At 67.6% G+C, this 24,344-nt stretch carries 27 protein-coding genes; 6 read left to right on the top strand and 21 right to left on the bottom strand.

Features of this window, described 5'->3' with window-relative positions:
* Positions 1-68: 68 nt before the first annotated feature.
* The 9 genes from SIDU_RS00765 to SIDU_RS00725 form a co-directional block, all read right to left on the bottom strand.
* Entirely contained in the window at positions 69-1,574 is a 1,506-nt protein-coding gene (locus SIDU_RS00765) for a M56 family metallopeptidase (RefSeq protein ID WP_007685541.1), read from the bottom strand.
* Positions 1,571-1,948 carry a BlaI/MecI/CopY family transcriptional regulator gene (locus SIDU_RS00760; RefSeq protein WP_007685539.1) on the bottom strand — a complete coding sequence of 126 codons (378 nt, stop codon included), beginning with the start codon at positions 1,946-1,948 and terminating at the stop codon, positions 1,571-1,573. The genes SIDU_RS00765 and SIDU_RS00760 overlap by 4 nt, the downstream gene beginning before the upstream one ends.
* 368 nt (positions 1,949-2,316) lie before the next feature.
* On the bottom strand, positions 2,317-2,649 hold the full coding sequence (grxD, locus tag SIDU_RS00755) for a Grx4 family monothiol glutaredoxin (protein WP_007685536.1): 333 nt from the start codon (positions 2,647-2,649) through the stop codon (positions 2,317-2,319).
* Positions 2,650-2,704: 55 nt separating this feature from the next.
* Complete coding sequence (locus SIDU_RS00750) at positions 2,705-2,938, bottom strand: BolA/IbaG family iron-sulfur metabolism protein (RefSeq protein ID WP_007685534.1); 234 nt, start codon at positions 2,936-2,938, stop codon at positions 2,705-2,707.
* A 19-nt stretch (positions 2,939-2,957) separates the two neighbouring features.
* Positions 2,958-3,281 (bottom strand): DUF1476 domain-containing protein, encoded by a 324-nt coding sequence (locus SIDU_RS00745; protein WP_007685532.1) that lies wholly within the window; start codon positions 3,279-3,281, stop codon positions 2,958-2,960.
* Positions 3,282-3,341: 60 nt separating this feature from the next.
* Positions 3,342-3,935, bottom strand: coding sequence for a 3-isopropylmalate dehydratase small subunit (gene leuD / locus SIDU_RS00740; protein ID WP_007685530.1), 594 nt, complete (start codon positions 3,933-3,935; stop codon positions 3,342-3,344).
* A gap of 109 nt (positions 3,936-4,044) precedes the next feature.
* Positions 4,045-5,499: a 3-isopropylmalate dehydratase large subunit gene (gene leuC, locus SIDU_RS00735; RefSeq protein WP_007685526.1), complete on the bottom strand. Its 1,455-nt coding sequence runs from the start codon at positions 5,497-5,499 to the stop codon at positions 4,045-4,047.
* Between the two features lie 102 nt (positions 5,500-5,601).
* Entirely contained in the window at positions 5,602-6,288 is a 687-nt protein-coding gene (locus SIDU_RS00730; protein WP_007685524.1) for a glutathione S-transferase family protein, read from the bottom strand.
* Positions 6,289-6,508: 220 nt separating this feature from the next.
* Complete coding sequence (locus tag SIDU_RS00725; protein ID WP_007685522.1) at positions 6,509-8,101, bottom strand: isocitrate lyase; 1,593 nt, start codon at positions 8,099-8,101, stop codon at positions 6,509-6,511.
* Positions 8,102-8,251: 150 nt separating this feature from the next.
* Between SIDU_RS00725 and SIDU_RS00720 the strand changes: the two genes are divergently transcribed.
* Complete coding sequence (locus SIDU_RS00720) at positions 8,252-9,649, top strand: helix-turn-helix domain-containing protein (protein WP_007685520.1); 1,398 nt, start codon at positions 8,252-8,254, stop codon at positions 9,647-9,649.
* Between the two features lie 247 nt (positions 9,650-9,896).
* Here SIDU_RS00720 and SIDU_RS00715 read toward each other — a convergent pair whose 3' ends face one another.
* Entirely contained in the window at positions 9,897-10,100 is a 204-nt protein-coding gene (locus SIDU_RS00715) for a hypothetical protein (RefSeq protein WP_013040978.1), read from the bottom strand.
* A gap of 99 nt (positions 10,101-10,199) precedes the next feature.
* Positions 10,200-11,138 carry a right-handed parallel beta-helix repeat-containing protein gene (locus SIDU_RS00710; protein ID WP_007685516.1) on the bottom strand — a complete coding sequence of 313 codons (939 nt, stop codon included), beginning with the start codon at positions 11,136-11,138 and terminating at the stop codon, positions 10,200-10,202.
* A gap of 201 nt (positions 11,139-11,339) precedes the next feature.
* Here SIDU_RS00710 and SIDU_RS00705 point away from each other — a divergent pair, with 201 nt between their 5' ends.
* Together SIDU_RS00705 and SIDU_RS00700 are read left to right on the top strand one after the other, a co-directional pair.
* Complete coding sequence (locus SIDU_RS00705; RefSeq protein ID WP_020821201.1) at positions 11,340-12,854, top strand: ABC transporter substrate-binding protein; 1,515 nt, start codon at positions 11,340-11,342, stop codon at positions 12,852-12,854.
* A 32-nt stretch (positions 12,855-12,886) separates the two neighbouring features.
* The gene (locus SIDU_RS00700) at positions 12,887-13,309 is read left to right on the top strand and encodes a DUF4112 domain-containing protein (RefSeq protein WP_007685512.1); all 423 of its coding nucleotides are present in this window, start codon (positions 12,887-12,889) and stop codon (positions 13,307-13,309) included.
* A gap of 75 nt (positions 13,310-13,384) precedes the next feature.
* Here SIDU_RS00700 and nadC read toward each other — a convergent pair whose 3' ends face one another.
* From nadC to SIDU_RS00680, 4 genes are all read right to left on the bottom strand, one after another.
* Positions 13,385-14,233 (bottom strand): carboxylating nicotinate-nucleotide diphosphorylase, encoded by an 849-nt coding sequence (nadC, locus tag SIDU_RS00695; protein ID WP_007685510.1) that lies wholly within the window; start codon positions 14,231-14,233, stop codon positions 13,385-13,387.
* Positions 14,230-14,415 carry a hypothetical protein gene (locus SIDU_RS00690; RefSeq protein ID WP_020821199.1) on the bottom strand — a complete coding sequence of 62 codons (186 nt, stop codon included), beginning with the start codon at positions 14,413-14,415 and terminating at the stop codon, positions 14,230-14,232. The genes nadC and SIDU_RS00690 overlap by 4 nt, the downstream gene beginning before the upstream one ends.
* Positions 14,415-15,401, bottom strand: coding sequence for a quinolinate synthase NadA (nadA, locus tag SIDU_RS00685; protein ID WP_007685507.1), 987 nt, complete (start codon positions 15,399-15,401; stop codon positions 14,415-14,417). The genes SIDU_RS00690 and nadA overlap by 1 nt, the downstream gene beginning before the upstream one ends.
* A 118-nt stretch (positions 15,402-15,519) precedes the next feature.
* Positions 15,520-16,398, bottom strand: a complete 879-nt coding sequence (locus SIDU_RS00680; RefSeq protein WP_037445172.1) for an MBL fold metallo-hydrolase — start codon at positions 16,396-16,398, stop codon at positions 15,520-15,522.
* A gap of 65 nt (positions 16,399-16,463) precedes the next feature.
* On the opposite strand from SIDU_RS00680, the gene SIDU_RS00675 reads away from it, so the two are divergent.
* On the top strand, positions 16,464-17,357 hold the full coding sequence (locus tag SIDU_RS00675; protein ID WP_007685505.1) for a tyrosine recombinase XerC: 894 nt from the start codon (positions 16,464-16,466) through the stop codon (positions 17,355-17,357).
* A 60-nt stretch (positions 17,358-17,417) separates the two neighbouring features.
* Here the strand turns inward: SIDU_RS00675 and SIDU_RS00670 are convergent, their stop codons facing one another.
* The 4 genes from SIDU_RS00670 to rsmI all read right to left on the bottom strand — a co-directional run bounded on the left by SIDU_RS00670 (position 17,418) and on the right by rsmI (position 20,354).
* Positions 17,418-18,017 (bottom strand): DedA family protein, encoded by a 600-nt coding sequence (locus tag SIDU_RS00670; protein WP_007685504.1) that lies wholly within the window; start codon positions 18,015-18,017, stop codon positions 17,418-17,420.
* A 13-nt stretch (positions 18,018-18,030) separates the two neighbouring features.
* Entirely contained in the window at positions 18,031-19,014 is a 984-nt protein-coding gene (gene gshB, locus SIDU_RS00665; RefSeq protein ID WP_007685503.1) for a glutathione synthase, read from the bottom strand.
* A gap of 132 nt (positions 19,015-19,146) precedes the next feature.
* Positions 19,147-19,500 carry a YraN family protein gene (locus tag SIDU_RS00660; RefSeq protein WP_007685502.1) on the bottom strand — a complete coding sequence of 118 codons (354 nt, stop codon included), beginning with the start codon at positions 19,498-19,500 and terminating at the stop codon, positions 19,147-19,149.
* Complete coding sequence (rsmI, locus tag SIDU_RS00655; RefSeq protein ID WP_007685501.1) at positions 19,497-20,354, bottom strand: 16S rRNA (cytidine(1402)-2'-O)-methyltransferase; 858 nt, start codon at positions 20,352-20,354, stop codon at positions 19,497-19,499. Before rsmI ends, SIDU_RS00660 begins: the two co-directional genes overlap by 4 nt.
* An 11-nt stretch (positions 20,355-20,365) precedes the next feature.
* On the opposite strand from rsmI, the gene SIDU_RS00650 reads away from it, so the two are divergent.
* Positions 20,366-21,565: a penicillin-binding protein activator gene (locus tag SIDU_RS00650; RefSeq protein ID WP_007685500.1), complete on the top strand. Its 1,200-nt coding sequence runs from the start codon at positions 20,366-20,368 to the stop codon at positions 21,563-21,565.
* A gap of 37 nt (positions 21,566-21,602) precedes the next feature.
* On the opposite strand, the gene SIDU_RS00645 is transcribed toward SIDU_RS00650, so the two are convergent.
* Both SIDU_RS00645 and SIDU_RS00640 read right to left on the bottom strand, forming a co-directional pair.
* On the bottom strand, positions 21,603-22,382 hold the full coding sequence (locus tag SIDU_RS00645; RefSeq protein WP_020821198.1) for an ABC transporter ATP-binding protein: 780 nt from the start codon (positions 22,380-22,382) through the stop codon (positions 21,603-21,605).
* Positions 22,376-23,371, bottom strand: coding sequence for a FecCD family ABC transporter permease (locus tag SIDU_RS00640; protein WP_007685495.1), 996 nt, complete (start codon positions 23,369-23,371; stop codon positions 22,376-22,378). The genes SIDU_RS00645 and SIDU_RS00640 overlap by 7 nt, the downstream gene beginning before the upstream one ends.
* Positions 23,372-23,466: 95 nt before the next feature.
* On the opposite strand from SIDU_RS00640, the gene SIDU_RS00635 reads away from it, so the two are divergent.
* A complete protein-coding gene (locus SIDU_RS00635) occupies positions 23,467-24,342 on the top strand; it encodes an ABC transporter substrate-binding protein (RefSeq protein ID WP_007685493.1) in 876 nt (291 codons plus the stop codon).
* The last annotated feature ends 2 nt before the right edge of the window (positions 24,343-24,344 follow it).

Genomic DNA, 24,344 nt, shown 5'->3' with positions numbered 1-24,344 from the left:
ACCATGGGCGCGGCAGCCGCGCCAAAGCCGTCATGGGGCAGGTGGCGGCGCGCCTTGGGCCTGGGCCGTCAATCCTCTCCGTCCATATGCGCGATCTCCCGGTCCAGATCGCGCAACACCTCGGCCCGGACCTTGTCCGACATCCGGGCGGCCGCGGCGATCTGGGCGCGGGCCGCGATCAATCCGGCGCGGGCGGCGCGATGGGCCTGCGCCTCGATCTCCTCCTGGCAGATGCGGGCGCGGATATGGCGGCGGCCATCGGCGTCCACCGTCTCCCGCTGGCTCACGCCCTTGCCGTTCTCGCAGCCATTGGCGACGTCGACATGCGGCACCATGCGGCGGATTTCCGCTTCGTTCGGCACGGCGTGGGATAGGGCGCGGTCGCCCCGGTCGCGCAGGCCTGCGGGCGGCGCCGGGGGAACCGGCGGGACAGGCGGGACCATGTCGGCCACGGGCGCCGGAGGAGCAGGCGGCGCGGGAGGAGCAGGCGGTAGGGCGGCCATCTCCCCGGCGTCCTTCGGATCGGACGGGGAGGGCGTCGGAACGGCGACTTCCGGCGCTTCGGGCAGCGCGATCTCGCTGGCGGAGGCGGGCTGCGCGACCAGATCGGCCAGCCTGCCGAAGTTCATCGAATCCACCTTGTCGGTGATCGCGGCGACCTGCTGCGCCGCCCGGCTGCCGGACGCGGTCAGCGCCAGGCCGGATGCCGTCACCAGGGCGACGGCCGCCATGCCCCAACTGATGCGGCGCAGCGACATTTCATGGGCAGACAGCATTTTCAGCCTCCCTTTGAGCGCGGTTATGCGATTGAGATGACAGGCGCCGGCAAACTGGCGGCCACCGGCGGCCTTCAGGATGGCCCGGCCATAGACATGCGCCTGATCCCGGCCGTGGAGCGACAAGACCCGCGCATCGCAGGCCTGCTCCTGATCCGCCCGGTAGGCGCGATAGGCGATCCAGGCGACCGGATTGCACCAGTGCAGGCCCAGCAGCAGCAGCGCGACCATATTGGCGGCCAGGTCGCCGCCCTGATGATGGGCGCGCTCATGGGCGATCGCCATGGCTTGTTCCTGCGGGTCGAAGCGCAGCGCGAAGTCGACGGGCAGGACGATGACGGGGCGGAACACCCCGCAGGCGAGCGGTCCGCCCGCCTGCGGGCTGCTGACGATGCGTATCCGGCCCTCTTCCCCGATCGGCGTCGCGCCCTTCAGGATGAAGCGGCGGAAGCGGACATAGCCGATCGCCTGCACCGCCAGGAAAAGGACGACACCCAGAAGCCAGAGCGAGGCCGCGATCTCCAGCCAGGGAATGCTCCATTCCGACCGGACCGGGAGCCCCGCCGGCGCCGCATCCAGCAAGCGGGGCAGGCCCGCCTGGTCGACCGCCCGCTGCAGGGGCGAGGGGCTGGCGACATCCCGCGGCAGGGCGGGCAACGCCATGCGGGCGAGCGGCAGCAGCCACAGCCAATAGGCCGCCCCCGCCCCCAACCAGCGCGCCACCGGACGCCGCAGCAGCATGACCAGCGCCATCAGCAGGGTCGTCGCGATCAGTGTTTCGGCGATCCACACGCTCATGATCTCAACCCCTTCAGGATTTCCTCAAGTTCGGCGATGTCCTCCGCCGTCAACTGGTCCTGGCTGGCGAGCTGGGCCACCAGAGGCGACACCCGCCCGCCGAACAGCCGGTTCACCAGGCGCCCCGACTCGCTGGCAACATACTCCTCCCGCGCGACGAGCGGGCGATATAAAAAGCGGCGGCCGTCCTGGTCGGCGGCGATGACATCCTTGGCCATCAGCCGGGACAGCAGCGTCTTGACGGTCTGGACGCTCCAGTCGCGCCCGGCGGCGACCCGGTCCGCCACATCGGCGGCGGTCTGCGGCGCGCGCTCCCACAGCGCCTCCATCACCACCAGTTCCGCCTCGCTGATCTTCTCGCCCACGACCATCATCCGCACCAGAATCGACTACACACGTAATCGCATTGATTACATCTGTAGTCAAGCGTGCGGTCACGGACCGTCGGCGGGGTTTACAGCCTGGCGACCGGCTCCGGCGGCGTTAACCTTTCCGCGACGCCGATAGGGCTGATTCCCGACGGCTGGCACGGGCTTTGCGTTGCCTTTGCCATACCCATCGTTTGACTGCCCGGGAGGATGCGGCGCCAGTCTCCGCCGCATCCTCCCACCCGGTCTTCCTTAGGTCGAGCGAGCGCCAAACCAGACCGGCGACGCAAAAGGGCGCCCTCAATGACAGGAGGACATGAAAAAGGCGGCCCGGATGACCCGGACCGCCTGCCACATTCGTTTCGTTCAGCCGTTCAGTTGGCTGCGGCGACGCCCTGGTCGGCCATCAACTGCTGCAATTCGCCGGCCTCGTACATCTCCATCATGATGTCGCTGCCGCCGACGAATTCGCCCTTCACATAAAGCTGGGGAATGGTCGGCCAGTCGGAAAAGGCCTTGATCCCCTGACGGATCGCCTGATCCTGCAAGACGTCCACGCTGTCATAGGCGACGCCCAGATGCTCCAGGATCGCGATGGCGCGGCTGGAAAAGCCGCATTGCGGAAAGAGCGGCGTGCCCTTCATGAAAAGCACGACATCATTGCCGTTCACGATGTCGGCGATCCGCTGCTGCACGGCGTCGGTCATTATCTGGTCCATTCCTGTCAGGCGCCAAAACGGCGCGGGCTTTGTCCAATGGCGGTTAATTGGGGACGGCGGTTGTCAGTTGCAAGGCGTGGAGCACCCCGCCCATGCGCCCGTCCAGCGCGGCATAGACCGCCCGCTGCTGCGCGATGCGGCTCATGCCCCGGAAACTCTCCGCCACGACGCGCGCCGCATAATGGTCGCCGTCGCCGGCAAGGTCGGTGATCTCGACCTGCGCATCGGGGATCGCGGCGCGGATCATGTCCGCTATTTCTTCGGCAGCCATCGGCATGGCGGAACGGTCCTGACGCTTATTGGGCTTCGATGAACATGCGGCGGGCGATGACCTGCTGCTCGTCCAGCGCGGCGCGGACGCCTGCTTCGTCGATGTCGATTCCGGCCTGGGTCATGTCGCCCATCAGCTTGCGGATGACATCCTCGTCGCCTGCTTCCTCGAAATCGGCCTGCACGACCGCCTTGGCGTAGGCGTCCGTTTCTTCGGGCGTCAGGCCCATCTTCGCCGCAGCCCATTCGCCGAGCAGCCGGTTGCGCCGCGCCTGGATGCGGAACTGCATCTCCTGGTCGTGCGCGAACATGTTTTCAAAGGCCTTTTCGCGGTCGTCGAAAGTGGTCATGCCTGTGCCCCGTAAAAGGTGAAACGGATCGTCCGATCCGAAATAGGAAGATCGCGACGCTTACGCAACGGCGGGCGCCAGCCAGGGACGCGCGCCGGCGTCCTTCGCCTCGAACGCACCGATCGCGTCCGCCTGCCCCAGCGTCAGTCCGATCTCGTCCAGACCGCCGAGCAGGCAATGCTTGCGGAAGGGATCGATCTCGAACTGGAAGCGGTCCTGGAACCGGGTCGTGACCGTCTGATGCTCCAGATCGACATGGATCGGGTCCGTCCGGGCGACCTCCATCAGCCGGTCGATGGCCTCCTGCGGCAGGACCACCGTCAATATGCCGTTCTTGAACGCGTTGCCGGAGAATATGTCGGAAAAGCTGGGCGCGATCACCACCTTGATGCCCAGGTCGGCCAGCGCCCAGGCGGCATGCTCGCGGCTGGACCCGCAGCCGAAATTGTCGCCCGCGATCAGGATCGGGCTGCCCGCATATTCCGGATCGTCAAAGACATTGCCCGGCTCCTTGCGCAGCACTTCGAAGGCGCCCCGGCCCAGACCGGCGCGGCTGATGGTCTTCAGCCAATGCGCCGGGATGACGATGTCGGTGTCGACATTCTTCATCCCGAACGGATAGGCGCGGCCTTCGACGATATTCAGCTTGTCCATCAATGCGCCTGCTTGCTCTCCGGGCGCGGCGTGTCTTCCGCGCGCCCCAGGGTCGCCGCCATGGCGGCACTTGCCAGCGCGCCCAGCGCCAGCAGCCAGAATACCTTTTTCATGCGACCGCCTCTCCCCTTTTTTCACCCATCAATTCGCGCACGTCGGTCAGATGTCCGGTGATGGCGGCCGCCGCCGCCATGACGGGCGAGACAAGATGCGTCCGCGACCCCGGCCCCTGCCGACCCATGAAATTGCGGTTGCTGGTGGAGGCGCAGCGCTCGCCCGCAGGCACCTTGTCCGGATTCATGCCCAGGCAGGCGGAACAGCCCGGCTCGCGCCATTCGAAACCGGCCTCCACGAAGATGCGGTCCAGCCCTTCGGCTTCCGCCTGGCGCTTGACCAGCCCGGAACCGGGCACGACCATGGCATGCTTGATGCCGCTGGCGATATGGCGGCCCTTGAGCAGGGCGGCGGCGGCGCGCAGATCCTCTATCCGGCTGTTGGTGCAACTGCCGATGAAGACATGTTCGATGACCACATCCTCCATCCGCTGCCCGGCGGAAAGCCCCATATAGTCGAGCGATTTCTGCGCGGCCGCCCGCTTGGAGGCGTCGGCGAAGCTCTCTGGATCGGGCACCGCACCCGTCACCGGCACGACATCCTCCGGGCTGGTGCCCCATGTGACGTTCGGGACGATGTCGGCGGCGTCGATGACGACGCTCTTGTCGAACACCGCGCCTTCGTCCGTCGCAAGCGTCTTCCAATAGGCGACGGCCGCCTCCCATTCCGCGCCCTTGGGGGCCATGGGGCGGCCTTCCAGATAGGCGAAGGTCTTTTCGTCGGGCGCGAACAGGCCGGATCGCGCGCCCGCCTCGATCGACATGTTGGCGACGGTCAGTCGACCCTCGATCGACATGTCGCGGAAGACGGAACCGCGATATTCCATAACATAGCCGGTGCCGCCCGCCGTGCCGATGCGGCCGCAGATCGCCAGCGCGACATCCTTGGGCGTGACGCCGAAACCCAGCTCGCCCTCGACCACGACCTCCATCGTCTTCGACTGTTTCAGGAGCAGCGTCTGGGTGGCCAGCACATGTTCCACCTCCGACGTGCCGATGCCGAAGGCCAGCGCGCCCAGCGCGCCGTGCGAGCTGGTATGGCTGTCGCCGCAGACCAAAGTCGTGCCCGGCAGGGTGAAGCCCTGTTCCGGCCCCACGACATGGACGATGCCCTGTTCCGGGTCCGCGTCCCCGATCAGGCGGACGCCGAATTCCGGCGCGTTCCGTTCCAGCGCCGCAAGCTGCTGCGCGCTTTCCGGATCGGCGATGGGAATGCGCTTGCCCGCCGCATCGCGGCGCGCCGTGGTCGGCAGGTTATGATCGGGCACCGCCAGCGTCAGATCGGGGCGACGCACCTTGCGGCCCGCAAGGCGCAGTCCTTCGAACGCCTGGGGACTCGTCACCTCATGCACGAGATGGCGATCGATATAGATCAGGCAGGTGCCATCGGGACGGCGTTCGACGACATGCGCGTCCCAAATCTTTTCATAGAGCGTGCGAGGCTTGACCATAATGATTTCCCCCTAGACCCAGACAGGACAGGGGAAAAGGGGAAAAGCGGCCAAATTTCCGCTTTTCGCGGATGGCCCCGGCGTGGGGGCAAGGTCAGGCGGTCAGGCGGCGCGATGGTCCTCCACGATGCGCCCGGCCGCGCCGACTTCCGCTTCATGGCTTTCCTCCCGCCATGTTTCGGCAAGGGCGGCGCTTTCCCATTCGCGCATCGCGGGGATCGCCAGCATATGATCGACCCAGGCCTGCGCCGCCGGCCCGACATTCAGCCCATAGGTGCGCACCCGGAAAGCGACCGGCGCGTAAAAGGCGTCGACGGCGGTGAAGGCAGCCCCGGCCAGGAACGGCCCGCCGAAGCGGGAAAGCCCCTCCCCCCACAGTTCCGCGAGCCGGGCGATATTCCGGTTGAGCGCGGGCGAAGGCAGATGCGGCTCCACCCGCACGCCGACATTCATCGGGCAATCGTTGCGCAGGGCGGCGAAACCGCTGTGCATTTCCGCCACGGCCGATTGCGCCCACGCCCGCGCCGCCTCTTCCTGCGGCCAGACGCCCGGATGGCGGTCCGCCAGATAAAGCGCGATGCCCAGCGAATCCCAGACCGTCCTCTCGCCGTCGATCAGCACAGGCACCTGGCCGGTGGGCGAAAAGGCGCGGAAGGCGGCGTAATTCTCGGCGGTGGCGAACGGCTCCATCCGGTCGGTGAAAGCGATGCCCAGCGCCTTCATCAGCACCCAGGGGCGCAGCGACCAGCTAGAATAATTCCGGTTAGCGGTGATGAGGGTGTAGGACATCGGCTTTTCCCCTTTGCTGGACGGCGCAAAGGATAATCGCCTTCGCTTCCCGGCAAAAGCTGGAACGGGCGGAGCGTTCACAAGCTGCGCTTATGAAAAAAACGGCCCGGAGCGCGAAGCTCCGGGCCGTCAAGTCCTTCCACCCTGATTGCGGGGCTTGCACCCCCGCAATCCGGACCGTTTAGCGGCTTCAGGCCGCAAACTGATTCCTCTGCGGCTGTCAGGCCGCAAACTGATTCATCGTGTTGTGGATGCCGCCCGCCTTCAGCGCCGCTTCACCCGCGAAATATTCCTTGTGATCATCGCCAATGTCCGAACCGGACATGTTCTGGTGCTTGACGCAGGCGATGCCCTGGCGGATTTCCTTGCGCTGGACGCCCGCGACATAGCCGAGCATGCCCGCCTCGCCGAAATATTCCTTGGCGAGGTTGTCGGTCGACAGGGCGGCCGTGTGGTAGGTCGGCAGGGTGATGAGGTGATGGAAGATGCCGGCCCGCGCCGCCGCATCCTTCTGGAAGGTGCGGATCTTCTCATCGGCCTCAAGGCCCAGTTCGGTCGCGTCGTAATCGGCGCTCATCAGCTTCGCCCGGTCATAGGCGCTGACATCCTTGCCCTCGGCGGTCCAGCGGTCGAACACCTGCTGGCGGAAGTTCAGCGTCCAGTTGAAGCTGGGCGAGTTGTTGTAGACCAGCTTCGCATTGGGAACGACTTCGCGGATGCGGTCGACCATGCCCGCGATCTGCTCGACATGCGGCTTTTCCGTCTCGATCCACAGCAGGTCCGCGCCGTTCTGGAGCGAGGTGATGCAGTCGAGGACGACACGGTCTTCGCCGGTTCCAGCGCGGAACTGGAACAGGTTGGACGGCAGGCGCTTGGGACGAAACAGCTTGCCGTCGCGGGCCAGAACGACATCGCCGCGCAGGGTGGTGATGTCGGTGACCTCCTCGACGTCGAGGAAGCTGTTATACTGGTCGCCCAGGTCGCCCTCTTCCTTGCTGTAGGCGATCTGCTTGGTGAGGCCAGCGCCCAGCGAGTCGGTGCGGGCGACGATGATGCCGTCGTCGACGCCCAGTTCCAGGAAGGCGTAGCGGACGGCGCGGATCTTCGCGAGGAAGTCCTCATGCGGGACGGTGACCTTGCCGTCCTGGTGGCCGCACTGCTTTTCGTCCGAGACCTGGTTTTCGATCTGGATGCAGCAGGCGCCCGCTTCGATGAACTTCTTGGCGAGCAGGTAGGTCGCCTCGGCATTGCCGAAGCCCGCGTCGATGTCCGCGACGATGGGGACGACATGGGTTTCATAGGTGTCGATGTCGTGCTGGATCTTCTGCGCCTTGACTTCGTCGCCGGCTTCGCGGGCGGCGTCGAGGTCGCGGAACATCATGCCCAGTTCGCGGGCGTCGGCCTGCTTCAGGAAGGTGTAGAGTTCCTCGATCAGCGCGGGGACGCTGGTCTTTTCATGCATCGACTGGTCGGGCAGCGGGCCGAATTCGCTGCGCAGGGCGGCGACCATCCAGCCGGACAGGTAGAGATAACGGCCCTTGGTCGTGCCGAAATGCTTTTTGATGCTGATCATCTTCTGCTGGCCGATGAAGCCGTGCCAGCAGCCCAGCGACTGGGTGTAGTTGGCCGGGTCGGCATCATAGGCGGCCATGTCGCGGCGCATGATGCCGGCGGTGTAGCGGGCGATGTCAAGCCCGGTGTGAAAACGGTTCTGGAGGCGCATGCGGGCGACCGATTCGGCGGCGATGCCATCCCAATGGCCTTGCCCGCCGATGGTGGCGCCCGCTTTCGTGATTTCCTGGCTGTAGGTCATGATGGCTCGATTCCATGAACGAAGTGGAGAAGTGATGACGGTTTTCTAAAGGGGGTTTCGCGGGTGCGGCAGGGGCTGCGAAGTTCAGTTGTAGAAGTTTACAAGATTTGCGTGTAAAGTTGTAAAGCCTGCACAGGAGCGCTTTACGACATGGCCAAGGATCGTCCGGTTTACATGGGGCCGCGCCTGCGCAGGCTGCGGCGGGAACTGGGGCTGACCCAGGCGGACATGGCGGCGGACCTGGAGATTTCCGCCAGCTATGTGGCGCTGCTGGAGCGCAACCAGCGGCCGCTGACCGCCGACATGCTGTTGCGGCTGGCGCGCACCTACAAGATGGACATGAGCGAGCTGGCGGGCGACGGCGGCGCGGAGCAGACGGCGCGGTTGCAGGCGGTGCTGAAAGACCCGATGTTCGCGGACATCGACCTGCCCGCGCTGGCGACCGGGGACGTGGCGGTCAATTACCCCGGAATCACCGAGGCCTTGCTGCGGCTGCACACAGCCTATCGCGAGGAGCAACTGGCGCTGGCGGACCGGGGGGTGGAGCGGGATGACGCCGCCGAAGCGCCCGATCCGGTCGCTGAATCGCGGCGCTTCCTGGGGGCGCGGCGCAACAGCTTTCCGCTGCTGGACGACGCCGGGGAGAAGCTGGCGCAGGAAGTGGAGGCGGCGGGCGGCCTGGCCGGATGGCTGAAGGCGAAGCATAACCTGCGGGTACGGCGCCTGCCGTCCGACGTGATGGCGGGGTCGATGCGGCGGCTGGACCGGCATCGCGACGCGGTGCTGCTGGACGACGCGCTGGATGGGGCGAGCACCCAGTTCCAGCTAGCCTTGCAGATCGCCTATCTGGAGATGCGGCGCGATTTCGACGCGCTGCTGAAGGACGGCCAGTTCGCCAGCGAGAGCGGGCGGCGGCTGACGCGGCGGGCGCTGGCCAGCTATGGCGCGGCGGCGATAGTGATGCCCTATACTGTCTTCGCCAGGGCGGTGGAGGCGCGGCGTTACGATGTGGAGGCGCTGGCCCGGCAGTTCGGCGCGAGTTTCGAGCAGACCGCGCATCGGCTGACCACGCTGCAGAAGCCGGGGCAGGAACGCATCCCCTTCTTCTTCCTGCGGGTCGACCATGCGGGCAATGTCAGCAAGCGGCTGGACGGCGCGGGCTTTCCCTTTGCGCGTCATGGCGGTTCCTGTCCGCTCTGGTCGGTGCATCATGCGTTCGAGCGGCCCCGCGAGGTGCTGACGCAATGGCTGGAACTGCCGGACGGGCAGCGATTCTTCTCCATCGCGCGGACGGTGACGGCGGGCGGCGGCGGTTGGGGCGCGCCGAAGATCGAGCGGGCGATTGCGCTGTGCTGCGCGGCGGAGCATGCGCATCGGCTGATCTATGCGGCGGGGGAAGCGCCGCCGGAGCCTACGCCGATCGGGGTGACGTGCCGCCTGTGCCATCGCAGCCAGTGCATGGCGCGATCCGCGCCGCCGATCGGGCGGGATATGCTGCCGGAGGATTTCCGGCGGACCCACGCGCCGTTCGGGTTTGCGGACGGTTGAAGCGGCGGGGCCAGGCAATGCGGACAAATTTGGAGATGTCGGGAATGGTCATGAGCGGTCATCAGTTTTTCGTCACCCCGGACTTGATCCGGGGTCCCGCTTTTGCCTCTACACCGCGCCCAGCCCAAGGCAGCGGGACCCCGGATCAAGTCCGGGGTGACGAATAGGGGGGAGGGGTGACGAATAGGGGAACGTCCGCTCCCACCCAAATCGCCCGGTCCGGCGGATCCTGAGTCTTCCACGCCGCCTATCCCTCGATCAGGTCGAGATAGGCGACGACATCATTGTCGGTGGCAAGGAACAGGCCGTCCTGCATGTCCTGCGGCTGCCGCTCCGCGATGCGCAAGGCTTCGCTCAGGGGACCGTAGAACAGCGTCGTCGCACCGCCGCCGCCATCGGCGTCGCTGAGGTGGTAGAGGCGGACGGTGGCTGAGCCATAGGTGGTGCGCATGGGACGATTATCGGCGCCGCGGCGCGGGCATGCAAGCGGGATGCGTCGGGCCGGGGCGGACATGCCTTCCCGATCGCCTGGAAATCGATCCAGGAACCGTCAGCGCCGGTCCGTCACCTTGATCCCGCTCGCCAGGCGGTTCGGGCCGATCTTCACCGCATCGTCGGTGAAATTGGCGACGAAGCTGCTGTTGCGCTGCAGTCCCGGCACGAAGGAGGCGCTGTTGTTCGCGATGGAAAGGTTCGTGCTGTCCTGTTCCCGCCCCTCCGGCGCCACGGTGATGAAGGCGCTGTAATTGTCCTTGTCGCGCCCCTGCACCATCTCGTTGCCGCTGATCGTGCCGCTCGCCCCGTTGGACAGGTCGATCATATAGTTGGTGAGCCGCCCCCCGCTGTCGTCGAAGCTGTTGTCGGTGATGGTGACGCGGGGCGTGCGGGTTTTCAGATAATGGCCGCCATCGCCCTGGTCGAAGCGCGAGCGCGTGACCGACAGGCTGCCATAGCGGCCCGCATAGATGCCGTGGGCGCAGGCGAGGTCGCGGTCGCAGCGCCCCAGATGGCGGAAGGTCGACCTGTCGATGCTGATCGCGTTGCCCGGCGCGTCGCCCGTCAGAATGCCTTCCTCGCTGTTGCGGAACAGGCTGTTGGCGACGGTCAGGTTGCCGCTTTCCAGCCGGATGCCCGCACCATTGCCATCGGGCACGCGCAGATTCTGGAAGATGAGGCCGTCTATGGTGCTCGACCGGCCGCGCAGCACCAGCGCCGCCTTCTGCTCGCAGGCCACGCCGTCGAGGATGGCGGTGCCCGGCTTCTGCGCGCGGATGGTGACATCGCCGCCCTGCTGCACCGCGCATTGCGCATAGCTGCCCGGCGCCACCAGCACCGTGCCGCGGCCATTGCCGATCGCCCTGATCGCGTCCCCCAGCGTCGCATAGCTTCGCCCGCTTTCCGCCACGGTGAAGGGCGACGTCACCCCCTGCGCCAGCGCGGTTGCCGTCACGGCGGCGGATACAAGCAGGAGAGTCGAAAAAAGGCGCATATCCAAGGATATAGAGGAGCGCCTTTCTGCGGCCAATGCGGAGTCATGGTTAATGAAATATTGTTCCGCTATGGGACAGCGGGGAAAGGCCCCCTTGCGCCCGGCTGGGTTCCCGCGATTCCGCGACTTTGAGCAGTCCCCGCACATGCCGCATCATGACGGTTGGCGCGGGCGCGGTTGCGGGTTAAGCCTTGTCCGGACATGGTTTCCGCCCCTTCCCGTCCCTTTCCCGCCTGGCTGACCCTTTGCGGAGCCGCCCTGATGGCGGCGATGACGGGCGGCTGCTCTGACGAGGGGAGCGGACCGGTGACGGTCAGCGTGATCGGCAGCCCCGCCGATTTCGCCACGCCCCTGGAGAATCTGCCGGACCCCGGATCGAAGCTGTTCCTGGAAACCACCGCGCAGGGGCTGGTGGCGTTCGATGCCGGCGGCGAGATCCTGCCCGCCCTCGCCCAGCGCTGGATCGTGGAGGACGATGGCCGCAGCTATATCTTCCGCCTGCGCCGCGCCTTCTGGCCCGATGGGAGCAAGGTGCTGGCGAAGGATGTCGGGCGGCTGTTGACCGCGCGGATAGAGGCGCTGCGCCGGCTGGACCCCGCCGGGCCGCTGGACGCGGTGCAGGACGTGGTGGCGATGACGGGCGAGGTGATCGAGATCAGGCTGGCGGCGCCGCGCCCCTATGTGTTGCAGATGCTGGCCCAGCCGCAGATGGCGATCCTGTCGCGGGAGGGGGGAACCGGCCCCTATCGGCGGGAGAAGCGGGGCGGCGTTCCGGGGAAGGCGCTGGTGCTGACGCCGGTGGAGCGGGCCACGAACGAATCCGGCGACGAACTGCCGGTGCCCGCCTGGCAGACCCGGATCGTCCGGGCGGAGCGGGCGGCGCTCGCCATCACCCGTTTCCAGCAGGGCAAGGCCGCGCTCGTGCTGGGCGGGCGCTTTTCCGACCTGCCGCTGCTGGTGCCGGCGGGGGTCGACCGCGACGATGTGCGGATCGATCCGGTGCAGGGGCTGCTGGGACTGGCGGTGACGGGCCGGAGCGGGGCGAGCGGCAAGCTGCTGGAGGATGACGGCGTGCGGCGGGCGATCAACATGGCGATCGACCGCAGCCGCCTGCCGGTGATGTTCCCCGTCGGCGGCTGGGCCACGACAGAGCAGATCGTGCCGGGCCAGCTCGACCTGCCCGCGCCGCCCGCCGTGCCGGATTGGTCCCGCCTGTCGCAGGATGAACGCTGGGCGCAGGGACAGGCGGTCATGAAACGCTGGCGCAGCGAGCATGGCGATCCGCCGGCGTTGCGCGTGGCGCTGCCCAGGGGGCCGGGCTCCACCCTGCTGTTCGGGCTGGTGCGGCATGACCTGGGCATGATCGGCCTGGCTGTCGAGCGGGTCGACATGGCGGCCGATGCCGATCTGCGGCTGGTCGACGAGGTTGCGGCCTATGACAGCGCGCTCTGGTATCTGGGGCGGATCGGCTGCGCGCGGAAGGTGCATTGCTCGGCGGAGGCGGAGGCGCAATTGCAGGCGGCGAGCCTTTCCGCCAGCCTGGACGAGCGCATGGCCCGCGTGGCGCGGGCGGAGGCGCTGATGCAGGCGCATAACGGCTTCATCGCGCTGGGCGCGCCGGTGCGCTGGTCGCTGGTGGCGCGGCGGCTGACCGGCTTCATGGCTTCGCCCCGGGCGCGGCACCCATTGAACCATCTGTTCAGGAGCACCAACTAGAGCAACGAAAGCCGATGCTTGGAGGACGGATGATGGCGATTTCGCAGGACCAGTTCGACCGGATCGTGCGCGACATGCCCGGATTCGGCCGCGATCCGGCTTCGGTGCGCAGGCGGATCGAGATGATGGAGGCGATGCTGGAGGGGCTGTTCGTCCTTCCCGGCACCAACCGGCGGGTCGGGCTGGACAGTCTGGTGGGGCTGATCCCCGTGGTGGGCGATTTCGCCACGGCCGCCATGGGGGCGTGGATCGTGTGGGAAGCGCGGAACCTGGGCATGTCGAAATGGCAGCTCACGCGCATGGCGGCCAATGTCGGCTTCGACACGCTGATCGGCGCCATTCCCTTTGCCGGGGACGTTTTCGATTTCTTCTACAAGTCCAACAGCAAGAATCTGCGCATCATCCGCAGGCATCTGGACCGGCATCATCCTTCGACGGTGATCGTCGAGGGTTAGGCTGTATCGACATTCAGCCCTGGCGGCCTGCAAATGCGCCTAGCGGCGGGCAAGGGCCGCGGCGCATGCGCGACTTCAGGCAAAGGCGAAATCGAGGCCGATGTCGGCGGCCGGGGCCGACTGGGTGAGGCGGCCGACGCTGATATAGGTGACGCCGGTTTCCGCCTTGGCGCGGATGCTGTCCAGCGTGACGCCGCCCGACGCTTCGGTGGGGACGCGCCCGCCGACCAGCGTCACCGCCCCGCGCAGGGTGGGCGCGTCCATATTGTCGAGCAGGAGGTGCGTGGCCCCGGCGGCAAGCGCGGGTTCGATCTGGTCGACGCGGTCGACCTCCACGATGATGCTGGCGATCCCGGCGGCGGCGGCGCGGCGGACGGCTTCCTCGACCGATCCGGCGACGGCGACATGATTGTCCTTGATCATCGCCGCGTCCCAAAGCCCCATGCGGTGATTGGTCGCGCCGCCCATGCGGGTCGCATATTTTTCCAGCACGCGAAGGCCCGGAATGGTCTTGCGCGTGTCCAGCAGCGTCGCGCCGGTGCCCAGGATCGCGTCGACATAGGCGCGGGCCATGGTGGCGATGCCGGTCAGGTGCTGGACGGTGTTGAGCGCGGACCGCTCGGCCGTCAGCATGGCGCGGGCCTTGCCCCGGATGCGCATGATGTCGGTGCCCGCCGCCACGCGGTCGCCATCCTGCCGGAGCAGTTCGATCTCCACATCCGGGTCGAGCGCGCGGAAGAAGGCGGCGGCGATGGGCAGGCCCGCCAGCGTCACGGCGTCGCGGCTGTCCATCACGCCGTCGAACATCGCGTCGGCGGGAATCACCGCCTCGCTGGTGACGTCGCGGCCGTCCGGGCCAAGATCCTCCGCCAGGGTGGAGGCGACAAAGGCGTCGAGATCGAAGCCGGGGAGAGCGAAGGTCATGCTGCCGCCAGCCTTTTTGCGATCATCTCCATCATCGCCGCCTGCTCGCTGCCCGCCGGAAAGGTCCAGAAGTCGTGCTTGCGCCGCGGCCATGGCCAGTCGCGGCGCAGAATGCCGCGCAACCGCTTGTCCGATATGTGGTGGCGGCGCGCGATTTCCACGGCCGTGACCATGCGTTCCATCAGCGCGCGCCCAGATCACCCTGCCCGACCGTGCCGCTCGCCATTTCGAGCATGCGGTCGAGGCTTTTCTTCGCGGCGAGGCGCAGCCCCTCCTCCATCTCGATGCGCGGCTGGAGGTCGCGCAGCGCCAGATAGAGCTTCTCCATCGTGTTGAGCGCCATGTACGGGCAGATGTTGCAGTTGCAGTTGCCGTCCGCGCCGGGGGCGCCGATGAAGGTCTTTTCCGGCACCGCCTTCTGCATCTGGTGGATGATGTGCGGTTCAGTCGCGACGATCAGCGTGTCGCCGGGCATGGTCTTGGAAAATTCCAATATGCCGCTGGTCGAGCCGATATAGTCCGCGTGGTCGACGATGTGCGGCGGGCATTCCGGATGCGCGGCGATGGGCGCTTGCGGGTGCTGGGCCTTCAGCTTCAGCAGTTCGGTCTCGCTGAACGCCTCATGCACGATGCAGACGCCCGGCCAGAGCAGCATGTCGCGGCCGAGCTTGCGCTTCAGATAGCCGCCCAGATGCTTGTCGGGGCCGAAGATGATCTTCTGCTCCTTGGGAATCTGCGCCAGGATCTTTTCCGCCGAGGAGGAGGTGACGATGATGTCGGAAAGCGCCTTCACCTCCGCCGAGCAGTTGATGTAGCTGAGCGCGATATGGTCGGGATGCGCCTCGCGAAAGGCCTTGAACTGGGCGGGCGGGCAACTGTCCTCCAGGCTGCATCCCGCGTCCATGTCGGGCAGCACCACGATCTTTTCCGGCGAGAGGATCTTCGCCGTTTCCGCCATGAAGCGCACGCCGCAAAAGGCGATGACGTCCGCGTCCGTCTCCGCCGCCTTGCGCGAGAGTTCCAGGGAATCGCCCACGAAATCGGACAGGTCCTGGATTTCCGGCTTCTGGTAATAATGGCCGAGGATGACGGCGTTGCGTTCCTTGCGCAGCCGGTCGATCTCCGCGCGCAGGTCGATCCCCTGCGGGATTCCGGTGATGGCGTTCATGTCCCTACCCTGCTCCTTGAAGGGCCTTCATCCAGCGCCCCCTAACGGGCGTTCCGCCTGTTGACCAGTACCTCGTTGACAGGGACGATCCCTATTGCGATCGACCCGGCGAAGCGCCTCAGCGCAGCCGCCATCGCCCGTCCCCCGTCGCGGCGGCGATGCCGCGCCCGTCGAGGTCGATGAGATGCGCCAGCACCGAACGCCCCGCCGCGCTGTGCAGGCGCGGGTCGACGCCCTTGTACATTTCCACGACCATGTCGGGGATTTCCGACGCGCCGTTGCGTTCCAGGAAGCGCAGTATCTGGCCCTCCCGCTGCTTGCGATGGCCCATCATGCCGCGCACCAGCCGCTGCGGATTGTCGACCGGGTCGCCATGCGCCGGATAATAGACGGTGTCGGTCCGGTCGAGCAGCCGCTGCATCGAGGCCATATAGGCCGCCATGTCGCCGTCGGGTGGGGAAACGATGCTGGTGGACCAGCCCATCACATGATCGCCGGTGAACAGGGCCTTTTCCTCCAGCAGCGCGAAGCAGAGATGGTTGGAGGTGTGGCCGGGCGTGGCCACGGCGGCGAGCGTCCAGCCCCGGCCGCCGATCCGTTCGCCGTCCGCCAGCACGCGGTCCGGGCGATAGGCCGCGTCGAAGGCGGCGTCGGCGCGGGGGCCATCATCCTCCAGCGTCAGCGGCGCGCAACCGATGACCGGCGCGCCGGTCCGCTCGCCCAGCGGCGCGGCGGCGGGGCTGTGGTCGCGATGGGTGTGGGTGCAGAGGATCGCCGTCACCGGACGCCCCCCTATCGCCTCGATCAGCGCGGCCAGATGCGCCGGATCGTCCGGACCGGGATCGATCACCGCCACATCCTCCGCGCCCACCAGATAGGTCTGCGTGCCCGTATAGGTGAAGGGCGACGGATTGGGCGCCAGCACGCGCCCCACCAGCGGGGAAAGCCGCATCAGCGCGCCGGTCGGAAGGTCGGCCAGGTCGAAGGGAGTTGCCATGTCCCATCCCATGTGCCCATTTCCGGGCGGTTTTCAAGGGCGATCCCCTGCCCTATCATGGCGCCATGGCGGCGGACGATCTTTGCGAACAGTGGCGGCGGCATCTGGCGCTAGACCGGCGGCGCTCGATGCATACGGTGCGCGCCTATGTGGCGACCGCCGAGCGATTGCTGGCCTTTCTGGAGGAGCATCGCGGCGAAGCGGCGACGGCGGCGATGCTGGCGGGGATCGAACAGGCCGACCTGCGCGCCTTCCTGACGGTGCGGCGGATGGACGGGATCGGCAATGTCTCGGCGGCGCGGGAATTGTCGGCGGTGCGGGGTTTCCTGCGCTTCGTCGGCGGGGAGGATGCGCGGGTGCCGATGCTGAAGGGGCCTCGCGTGAAGCGCGGCCTGCCCCGCCCGGTCTCGCCCGACGAGGCGGTGGCGCTGGCCGGGGACATCGCCGAAACGGCGCGGGAGGAATGGATCGGCGCCAGGGATTGGGCGGTGCTGCTGCTGCTTTACGGGGCAGGGCTGCGCATCGGGGAGGCGATGGCGCTGACCGGCGCGGTGCTGCCCCTGGGAGAGACTTTGCGCGTCACCGGCAAGCGGGGCAAGACGCGGATCGTGCCGCTGCTGCCCCAGGTGCGGAAAGCGATGGAGGCCTATGTGGCGCTCTGCCCCTTCGGGCAGGAGAAGGACGCGCCGCTGTTCCGGGGGGTCCGGGGCGGGCCGCTGTCGCCTGCGCTGATCCGCCGGGCCGTGCAGGGCGCGCGAGGGCGGCTGGGGCTGTCCGACCGGACGACGCCCCATGCCTTGCGGCACAGCTTCGCGACGCACCTGCTGGGGCGCGGGGCGGATTTGCGGTCGTTGCAGGAGTTGCTGGGCCATGCCAGCCTGTCCTCCACGCAAATCTATACGCAGGTGGATGCGGCGCATCTGCTTGATGTTTACCGGAACGCGCATCCGCGGGCGTGAAGTCCATTCCCTCGTCTGAACTGGGTTCCTGCCTTCGCAGGAACACGGCATATCCCCGGATCAGCCCCTGGGTTTCCAGGTCGCCAGCCGCCAGAGGTAGAAGAGGACCGCCCCCACCACGCAGGCCGTCGCCACCGGCCCCACATATTTGTCGATGTCGCGGAAATTCTGCCCCAAAATATAGCCCGCATAGGCGAGAATGATATTCCACACCAGCGCCCCGCCGCTGGTCCACAGCAGGAAGCGGACATGCCCCATGCGGAACAGCCCGGCGGGCAGCGAGATCATCGTGCGGAAGGCGGGCATGAAGCGGAAGACGAACACCACGATCTGCCCATATTTGCCGAAGATATGGTCGAGCGCCTCGACATCCTTCCACTCCAGCGTCGCCCAGCGGCCATAGCGGTCGACGAGCGGCTTCAACCGGCCGAAGCCCAATATATGGCCGACCAGATACCAGAAATAATTGCCGACGGTGGTGCCGACGGTGCCCGCGAACAGCAGCCATCCCATCTCCATCCGGCCCTGGCCGACGCGGATGCCGCCGATGCCCATGATGAGCTCGGACGGGATCGGCGGAAATATGTTCTCGATCACCATCAGGGCGAAAATGCCCCAATAGCCGCCCGCGTCGATCAGGCGGAGAACCCAGTCGGTCATGATGCGACGTGGCTCAGGCGGCCGCCCGCGCCGCCAGCCGGGCGTCGATCGCGTCCCAGATCATGCCGCCCGTGTCGGTGCCGTTGAAGGCGTCGATGGAAACGATGCCGGTGGGCGAGGTCACGTTGATTTCCGTCAGCCATTCACCGCCGATCACGTCGATCCCGACGAAAAGAAGCCCGCGCCGCTTGAGTTCCGGGCCAAGGGCTTCGCAGATTTCCAGTTCGCGTTCGGTGAGGACGGTCTTGGCCGCCGATCCGCCGACGGCGAGGTTGGATCGGATTTCCCCCGCGCCGGGAATGCGGTTGACCGCGCCCGCGACTTCGCCGTCGACCAGCACGATGCGCTTGTCGCCCTCCGCGACGCCGGGAATGAAGGCCTGGACCATGAAGGGTTCGACCCAGGATGCGTTGAACAGTTCCACCAGCGCGGACAGATTCGCGCCGGACCGCCCGACATGGAAGACGGCGTTGCCCGCATTGCCGTAAAGCGGCTTCACCACGATCTCGCCATGCTGGGCGAGAAAGGACTTCACCTGCTCCAGGTCGCGGGTGATCATGGTGGGCGGCATGAAGCGCGCATAATCCAGCACGAACAGCTTTTCCGGCGCGTTGCGGACGGAGGCGGGGTCGTTCACCACCAGCGTCTCCTCCTGCACCCGCTCCAGAAGATGGGTGGCGGTGATGTAGCTGAGGTCGAAGGGCGGATCCTGCCGCATCAGCACCACGTCGACGTCGCGGCCGAGGTCCAGCATCTCCGGCTCGCCGAAGACGAAATGGTCGCCTTCGACCTTCTGCACCTTCACCGGGCGGGCCTTGGCCAGCACGCGACCGTCGCGATAGGTGAGGTCGGGGGCGAGATAATGATAGAGCCGGTGCCCCCGCGCCTGCCCCGCCAGCATGATGTGGAAGGTCGAATCGCCGCCGATCCTGATCCCCTCCATCGGGTCCATCTGCACGGCGACGGTGAGCGGGTTGAGCTGGGTCACTGCAATCATTTCCTCTTCTTCCGTTCGTGCTGAGTAGGGCTGAGCTTGTCGAAGTCCCGTATCGAAGCACCGTCCCGCACCCGCCCTTCGATACGCCCCTTCGACAAGCTCAGGGGCTACTCAGGGCGAACGGAGGTCGAGTCAGCCCCCATGCCAGACATTCGCCAGATGGCGCGGCGGGCGGCCCGGTGCAAGGAGCATCACGTCGATTCGCATGTCGTCGCCCGGTTTCGCGAGGTCGTGGAACAGGATTTCCGCCGCCGCGGCGACCCGCGAAAGGCGGCGTTCGTCGATGGCGAGGTCGAGATCGGCGCCGGTGGCGCGGGCCTTCACCTCGACAAAGGCGAGCATCCCGCCGCGCCGGGCGACCAGGTCGACCTCTCCGGCGGGCGTGCGCATACGGCGGCCGACGATCTGCCAGCCCTTCAGGCGCAGCCACCAGCCGGCGATCCGTTCCGCCTGCCGCCCGCGTTTTTCGGCGGCCTGACGCCTCACGCCTTGAGTTCCAGCGCCCGGTCGTAGAGGGCGCGGCGGTCGAGGCCCAGTTTCTTCGCCACCTCCCCCGCCGCCTTGGAGACGGGGAGGCGTTCCATGGCTTCGAGCAGGGCGGCGTCGGCATCCTCCGCGCTGGCGGGCGGGGCTTCGCCGGGCTGGCCGACGATGACGACGATCTCCCCCTTGGGCGGGGCGTCGGCATAGCGGGCGGACAGTTGGGTAAGGGTCCCGGTGGCGGTTTCCTCGAACGCCTTGCTGATCTCGCGGGAGACGGCGGCTTCGCGGTCGCCCAGATGCTCGGCCATGGCGGCCAGGCTTTCCGACAGGCGCGGGCCGCTTTCGTAGAAGACCAGCGTGGCGCGCAGCGCGGCGACCTCAGCCAGCGCGTCGCCGCGCGCCTTCCGCTTGGACGGCAGGAAGCCCATGAACAGGAAACGGTCGGTCGGCAGGCCCGACAAAGTGAGCGCGGCGATGGCGGCGCTCGGCCCCGGCAGCGTCGTGATCCGGCGGCCGGCGGCGCGGGCGTCGCGCACCAGCTTGTACCCCGGATCGGAGATCAGCGGAGTTCCCGCGTCGGACAGCAGCGCGACCGATTCGCTCGCCATCCGCTCGATCAGGCGGGCGCGCACCCCTTCGGCGCTATGGTCGTGATAGGGGACCATCGGCCGGTCCGACCCGGCATGGCGCAGCAGGCGTGCGCTGACCCGTGTATCTTCCACGGCGATCACGTCGGCAAGGCGCAGGACTTCGGCCGCGCGGGGGGTAAGGTCTCCAAGGTTGCCGATCGGCCCTGCAACGATGTAAAGCCCAGCCTCAAGCCCAGAACCATCAAGATCAACAATATCAGTTTCCATAAGGATGCCAGATGACAGAGACGGATGCCCCCCGGCAAGCGGACTTGTTCGCTGCCATGAAACGCGCCGGGCGGATTTTGTTCGCAGCCACCGCGCTGCTGGTCGCCGCCTGTCAATCCATCGTGCCCAAAGGCCCCGGCCCGGCCCAGACCGGCCCGACGCAGACCGGCCCCGAAGTGACCGAGGGCCTGCCCACCGACACGCTGCGCCACCGCGTCGCGCTGCTGGTGCCGATGAGCGGTCCCAATGCGGGCGTCGGCCAGTCCATCGCCAATGCGACCACGCTGGCGCTGCTGGACACCAAGGCCGACAAGGTGCGCATCACCACCTACGACACCGGCGTCGGCGCGGCGGCGGCGGCGAACAAGGCGCTGGCGGACGGCAACAAGCTGATCCTGGGGCCGTTGCTGGCGGAGGATGCGCGGATCGTCGGACCCATCGCTGCGCGGGCGAACGTGCCGGTGATCAGCTTCTCCAACGACACCAGCGTCGCCGGAAACGGCGTCTACATCATGGGCTACAACCCCAACCAGTCGATCGAGCGGGTGGTGGAATTCGCCAGGGGCAAGGGCCTGTCCAAATTCGCCGCGCTGGTGCCCAAGGGAACCTATGGCGAGCGGTCGGGCACGGCCCTGCTGCGCGCGGTCGAGGGCGCGGGCGCAACCGTGGTGTCGATGCAGACATTCGACCGCAGCGCCGCCTCCATCACGGCGGCGGTCAGGAAATTGCAGGCGTCCTCCAGCTATGACGCGCTGCTGATCGCGGACAGCGGCCGCGTGGCGATGCAGGTCGCGCCGATCGTGCGGAAGAATGGCGGCGCGACGGCGCGGCTGCTGGGCACCGAATTGTGGAATACGGACAGCGGCCTGGCGTCCAGCCGGGTGCTGCGCGGCGCATGGTTCGCCAGCGTTTCGGATGGGCTCTACAGCCAGCTCGCGACCAAATATCGGGCGCGCTACGGCAATGCGCCGTTCCGGCTGTCGGCTTTGGGTTATGATTCGGTGCTGCTGACGGTGCGGATTGCCCGCGACTGGAAGCCGGGCACGACCTTCCCGGCGGCGCGGCTGCGCGATGCGGGGGGTTTTGCCGGGATCGACGGGGCGTTCCGCTTCGGCCGCGACGGCATTGCGGAACGGGCGCTGGAAGTGTCGGAGATCGGCGCGGGAGCGTTCACGGTGGTGGCTCCGGCGCCCCGGTCTTTTGCGGAGTAAGGGCGCCTCCCCGCTTCTCGCGGGAACGACAGGGAGTTCAGCTTTTGACTCGCCCCACGGGCAGGATCAGCGGCCACTTTCCGTCTGCCTCGATGCGCGCTGCAATGCCGTACACTTGGGCGAGATTCCGCTCCGTCAGCACCTCCAGCGGCGCGCCGTCGGCCACCGGCGAGCCGTGGTCCATCAGCACCAGCCGGTCGCAATAGCGGGCCGCCATGCCCAGGTCGTGCAGCACGGCGACGACCAGCGATCCCGCCCGCGCCTCCGCCTTCAGCAGGTCCATGACGTCGATCTGATGCCCCGGATCGAGCGCGGCCAGAGGCTCGTCCACGATCAGCGCGGGGGCGCCGACCGCCAGCGCCCGGGCCAGCAGCACGCGGGCGCGCTCGCCGCCGGACAGTTCGGTCGCGACCCGCCCCTTCAGATGCAGCGCATCGGCGCGCATCAGGGCGGCGTCGATCAGCGCCTCATCCTCCGCGGAAAGGCGGGACAGCGGCCCCAGATGCGGCAGGCGGCCCAGCGCCACCAGCCGCTCCACCGCCAGCGGCCAGTGCAGCGCCTGCCCCTGCGGCAGATAGGCGATGCGCCGGGCGATCTCCTGCCGGCTGAGCCGGCCGCTATCGACGCCGTCGATGAGGACCGTGCCGCCCGCCCGCGGCACCAGCCCCAGCAGCGCCCGGATCAGGGTCGACTTGCCGGCGCCGTTCGGCCCGATAATGCCCAACAGGCATCCCGGCTCCAGCAGCAGGTCGACGCCGTTCACCGCCGGATGCCGGCCCAGCCTGATGGAAAGCGCCTGCGCGCGGATCGTCACCATAGCCGCCGCTCCCGCATCAGGTGGATCAGGAAGACGGGCACGCCCAGCAAGGCCGTCAGCACCCCCAGCTTGAGTTCGCTGCTGGTCGGGATCAGCCTGACGCCGATGTCCGCCAGCGTCAGCAGCGCCGCCCCGCCCAGCATGGAGGGCAGCAGGATAGCGGAGGGCGAACGGTCGGTCAGCGGCCGCACCAGATGCGGCACGATCAGCCCGACGAAGCCGATGGCCCCGGACACCGCCACCGCGCCGCCCACGCCTATGGCGACGCCCAGCATCAGGCGGATGCGCGCCCGGCGAAGGTCGATGCCCAGCGCCTGCGCCCCATCCTCCCCCAGCGTCAGCGCGTCCAGCGTCCGCCCGTCCGCGATCAGCAGCGCCGCGCCGACGGCAACGCAGGGCAGCGCGATCCAGACATGGCTGTAGGCGCGGTTTTCCAGACTGCCCATCAGCCAGCTCATGATCTCCATCGCCGCGAAGGGATTGGGCGAGAGATTCAGGGACAGGCTGATCCCCGCCCCGCTCAGCGTGGCGATGGCGATCCCCGCGAGGATCAGGGTAAGGGGGCTTTCGGCAGGGCCGGCCAGCAGGAACAGCGCGCCGATGCCGATCAGGCTGGTGAGGATGGCGAGTGCCGGAAGCGCCAGCGGATGCACCTGCGCCAGCCCGAAATACAGCGCGCAGACGGCGCCGAGGGCCGCAGCATTGGACACCCCCAAGACCGAAGGTTCGGCCAGCGGGTTGCGCAGATAGCCCTGAAGCGCGGCGCCGGCGAGGCCCAGCATCGCCCCGACGATCAGGCCGAGCAGCATGCGCGGCAGGCGCAGGTCGATCAGGATGGCGCGGGCGACATCGTCGCCGCCGCCGGTCAGGACGGCAAGGATGCGCTCCGGAGAGAGCGGCACGGCCCCCAGCGTGACAGAGCCGAGGGCGGCGATCAGCATCAACAGGATCAGCGCGGGGATCAGCAGCGGGTGACGGCGGACGCTCATGGCTTGCGCGGCCTTCGTTGCTTGCTACAGCGTGCCGTGCTCCTGCGAAGGCAGGAGCATGGTGGTTTGTTGAGGCACAATCCGGGAGCAGCAGCGTGCGGCGCAGAATAATCTTTACAGCGTTCTGCGCCCTGGTCCTGACCGGCGCGGCGCCCACCCAACCCCGGCGCATCGTGTCGCTCAACACCTGCGCCGATCAATATGTGCTCGCTCTGGCCGACCCGGCGCAGATCGCGGCGCTCAGCCCCTATGGGCACGACCCGGAACTGTCGGCGGCGGTCGGCAAGGCCCGCGCCTTCCGCACGCTCAAGCGCCCGGCGGAGGAAGTGCTGGCGCTGCGGCCCGACCTGCTGATCGGCTTTCCCGAAAACGACGGCGTCGTCGGCGCGCCTCCGGGCCGATGGCGGACTTTGGGGCTGGCGAGCGCGGACGGCTATCCCATGATCCTGGCGCAGATCCGTCAGGTTGCAGCGGCGGTCGGCCATACCGAACGGGGCGAAGCGCTGATCCGGGCCATGAATCGCGACCTCGCCGCCCTGCCCCGCCCGAAGCGTCGCGGGGTTGCCGCCTATTATCAGCGGCGCGGCTATATGACCGGCACCGGCACGCTGGTCGACGACCTGATGCGGCGCGTGGGGCTGGTCAATCTGGCGGGCAGGCTGGGCAAGCCGGCGCTGTCGCAACTGTCGCTGGAGGAGATGATCGCCGCCCGCCCCGACTGGCTGATCGTGGAGAGCGGCAGCGAAGAGGTGGTCGATCAGGGGACGGAGATGCTGCGCCATCCCATATTGCGCGCCATTCCGCGCATCCGCCTGCCGCAGGCGTGGACGGTGTGCGGCGGCCCCGCCTATGTCGATGCGGCGCGGAGCATCGCTGCGCAGCTTGACGGCGCTGCGCACAAGGGCATGGCGCAGCTTGACGGAGCCGTGCGCAAGGGCGCGGCGCGGGTGAACGCCGCGCCGCGCCATTAGGC

Source organism: Sphingobium indicum B90A (assembly GCF_000264945.2).
GTDB lineage: Bacteria > Pseudomonadota > Alphaproteobacteria > Sphingomonadales > Sphingomonadaceae > Sphingobium > Sphingobium indicum.
This window is presented reverse-complemented; position numbering and strand designations above follow the sequence as displayed.

Coding starts and splice junctions, on each gene's coding strand:
- SIDU_RS00725 (WP_007685522.1), bottom strand. CDS start 8,101: ATGACCTACAGCCAGGAAATCACGAAAGCGGGCGCCACCATCGGCGGG.
- SIDU_RS00640 (WP_007685495.1), bottom strand. CDS start 23,371: ATGAGCGTCCGCCGTCACCCGCTGCTGATCCCCGCGCTGATCCTGTTG.
- SIDU_RS00690 (WP_020821199.1), bottom strand. CDS start 14,415: ATGGAACGCATGGTCACGGCCGTGGAAATCGCGCGCCGCCACCACATA.
- SIDU_RS00715 (WP_013040978.1), bottom strand. CDS start 10,100: ATGCGCACCACCTATGGCTCAGCCACCGTCCGCCTCTACCACCTCAGC.
- SIDU_RS00650 (WP_007685500.1), top strand. CDS start 20,366: ATGACAGAGACGGATGCCCCCCGGCAAGCGGACTTGTTCGCTGCCATG.
- SIDU_RS00710 (WP_007685516.1), bottom strand. CDS start 11,138: ATGCGCCTTTTTTCGACTCTCCTGCTTGTATCCGCCGCCGTGACGGCA.
- leuC (WP_007685526.1), bottom strand. CDS start 5,499: ATGGTCAAGCCTCGCACGCTCTATGAAAAGATTTGGGACGCGCATGTC.
- SIDU_RS00760 (WP_007685539.1), bottom strand. CDS start 1,948: ATGATGGTCGTGGGCGAGAAGATCAGCGAGGCGGAACTGGTGGTGATG.
- nadC (WP_007685510.1), bottom strand. CDS start 14,233: ATGACCTTCGCTCTCCCCGGCTTCGATCTCGACGCCTTTGTCGCCTCC.
- gshB (WP_007685503.1), bottom strand. CDS start 19,014: ATGATTGCAGTGACCCAGCTCAACCCGCTCACCGTCGCCGTGCAGATG.
- nadA (WP_007685507.1), bottom strand. CDS start 15,401: ATGAACGCCATCACCGGAATCCCGCAGGGGATCGACCTGCGCGCGGAG.
- SIDU_RS00680 (WP_037445172.1), bottom strand. CDS start 16,398: ATGGCAACTCCCTTCGACCTGGCCGACCTTCCGACCGGCGCGCTGATG.
- SIDU_RS00675 (WP_007685505.1), top strand. CDS start 16,464: ATGGCGGCGGACGATCTTTGCGAACAGTGGCGGCGGCATCTGGCGCTA.
- grxD (WP_007685536.1), bottom strand. CDS start 2,649: ATGACCGACGCCGTGCAGCAGCGGATCGCCGACATCGTGAACGGCAAT.
- leuD (WP_007685530.1), bottom strand. CDS start 3,935: ATGGACAAGCTGAATATCGTCGAAGGCCGCGCCTATCCGTTCGGGATG.
- SIDU_RS00730 (WP_007685524.1), bottom strand. CDS start 6,288: ATGTCCTACACCCTCATCACCGCTAACCGGAATTATTCTAGCTGGTCG.
- rsmI (WP_007685501.1), bottom strand. CDS start 20,354: ATGGAAACTGATATTGTTGATCTTGATGGTTCTGGGCTTGAGGCTGGG.
- SIDU_RS00765 (WP_007685541.1), bottom strand. CDS start 1,574: ATGAGCGTGTGGATCGCCGAAACACTGATCGCGACGACCCTGCTGATG.
- SIDU_RS00745 (WP_007685532.1), bottom strand. CDS start 3,281: ATGACCACTTTCGACGACCGCGAAAAGGCCTTTGAAAACATGTTCGCG.
- SIDU_RS00720 (WP_007685520.1), top strand. CDS start 8,252: ATGGCCAAGGATCGTCCGGTTTACATGGGGCCGCGCCTGCGCAGGCTG.
- SIDU_RS00705 (WP_020821201.1), top strand. CDS start 11,340: ATGGTTTCCGCCCCTTCCCGTCCCTTTCCCGCCTGGCTGACCCTTTGC.
- SIDU_RS00670 (WP_007685504.1), bottom strand. CDS start 18,017: ATGACCGACTGGGTTCTCCGCCTGATCGACGCGGGCGGCTATTGGGGC.
- SIDU_RS00700 (WP_007685512.1), top strand. CDS start 12,887: ATGGCGATTTCGCAGGACCAGTTCGACCGGATCGTGCGCGACATGCCC.
- SIDU_RS00750 (WP_007685534.1), bottom strand. CDS start 2,938: ATGCCGATGGCTGCCGAAGAAATAGCGGACATGATCCGCGCCGCGATC.
- SIDU_RS00645 (WP_020821198.1), bottom strand. CDS start 22,382: ATGGTGACGATCCGCGCGCAGGCGCTTTCCATCAGGCTGGGCCGGCAT.